The organism is Alcanivorax sp. HI0044 (genome assembly GCF_001634945.1).
Genome location: NZ_LWEZ01001629.1, coordinates 1 through 1,442, shown reverse-complemented (window position 1 = coordinate 1,442; position 1,442 = coordinate 1). Strand labels below are relative to the sequence as shown.

Here is a 1,442-nt window from a genome sequence, read left to right as displayed (position 1 = left end):
GTGATTGTGTTCCTGGTGCTCGCCGCCCAGTTTGAAAGCTGGATTCACCCGCTGATTATCATGCTCACGGTGCCGCTGGCGTTGGCCGGCGCGGTGATCGCCATCAGCGTTACCGGCGACAGCCTGAACATTTACAGTCAGATCGGCATGATCATGTTACTGGGGCTGATGGCGAAGAACGGTATTCTGATCGTGGAGTTTGCCAACCAGCTTCGTGACCAGGGCCGCAGCGTGAAAGAGGCCATCTATGAAGGCGCCATCGTGCGGTTCCGTCCGGTCTTGATGACCGGTGTCTCCACCATCTTCGGTGCCGTGCCGCTGGTGCTGGCCACCGGTGCCGGCGCGGAAAGCCGCTTTACCATTGGTGTGGTGATTCTCGGCGGGCTATTGTTTGCCACCGTGCTGACCCTGTTTATCATCCCGGTGCTGTACCAGTGGCTGGCGCCGTACGCGTCACCGGCGGATGCCGTCAGCCAGCAGCTGGACAAGGAGATGCCCGTTAACGAAAGCCAAGATGGATAATCAGTAGGAGCGCCGCTCCTACCAATCGCCAGACAGGAATCATGACCGACTACGAACTGATCCGCAGCAAACGCCGCTCCCTGGAACTGCGTGTTCTGGAAGACGGGCGTGTGCAGGTGCGTGCGCCGCAACGGGCTCCCCTGCGCATGGTGCAGACCTTTGTGGACAGTCGCCGCCAGTGGATCAAGGACCAGCAACAACGCCAGGCCAGCCGCCCGCGGCAACGCTGGCAAGATGGCTGCAGCATGGTGTTCCGGGGCCAGCCGTTGATCCTGGATGTGTCTGCAGGGCGGTCTTCGGTGAGTGTGGCTGGCGGCTATCTACAGGTGCGAGTTGCCGAGCCTGACAGCGAGGCTGCCGTGCAGCAGGCGGTGGAGCGCTGGCTTCGCCAACAGGCACGCCCGTTGTTTGAGGACAGCATTGAGCGGCAGTTCGGCTGGTTTGCCGGGCAAGGTTATACGCGCCCGGTATTACGGGTAAAAAAAATGCGTACCCGTTGGGGCTCACTGTCGGCAAAAGGGTACATCAACCTGAACATGGCCCTGCTGCACTACCCGCCAGCGGCACTGGATTACGTGGTCATGCACGAGCTTTGCCACCTCAAGCACATGGATCACGGCCCTGGCTTCCACGCCTTAATGGACGCCCGCATGCCCGACTGGCGCCAGCACAAACAACTCCTCGACCAGCCGCTCTACCAGCCCTGAGAGTCGAGTTGAAAGTTCAAAGTTTAAAGTTGAAACGCGGGGTGGTCAGTCAGGTTCGGCAATGCTGTGCCCGCGATTAATGGTAATGGTGCGCGGGCACGGCCTTTCAACGCTCGAGCACCCGTTCCGCGCTTTTCAACTTTAAACTTTGAACTTCCAACTGCTTTTCGCCAGACACAAAAAAACCCGCCGAAGCGGGTTTTTCCGTACTAG

At 59.5% G+C, this 1,442-nt stretch carries 2 protein-coding genes; both read left to right on the top strand.

What is annotated here, in order from left to right; translation table 11 throughout:
• Positions 1-522: efflux RND transporter permease subunit (locus A3730_RS24525; RefSeq protein ID WP_197477615.1), on the top strand; the 522-nt coding region annotated here is incomplete at its 5' end.
• A gap of 41 nt (positions 523-563) precedes the next feature.
• Entirely contained in the window at positions 564-1,229 is a 666-nt protein-coding gene (locus tag A3730_RS24520; protein WP_063520481.1) for a M48 family metallopeptidase, read from the top strand.
• The last annotated feature ends 213 nt before the right edge of the window (positions 1,230-1,442 follow it).

Bases quoted from the DNA above. Each gene is read 5' to 3' on its own strand.
- A3730_RS24520 (WP_063520481.1), top strand. From the start codon at position 564: ATGACCGACTACGAACTGATCCGCAGCAAACGCCGCTCCCTGGAACTG.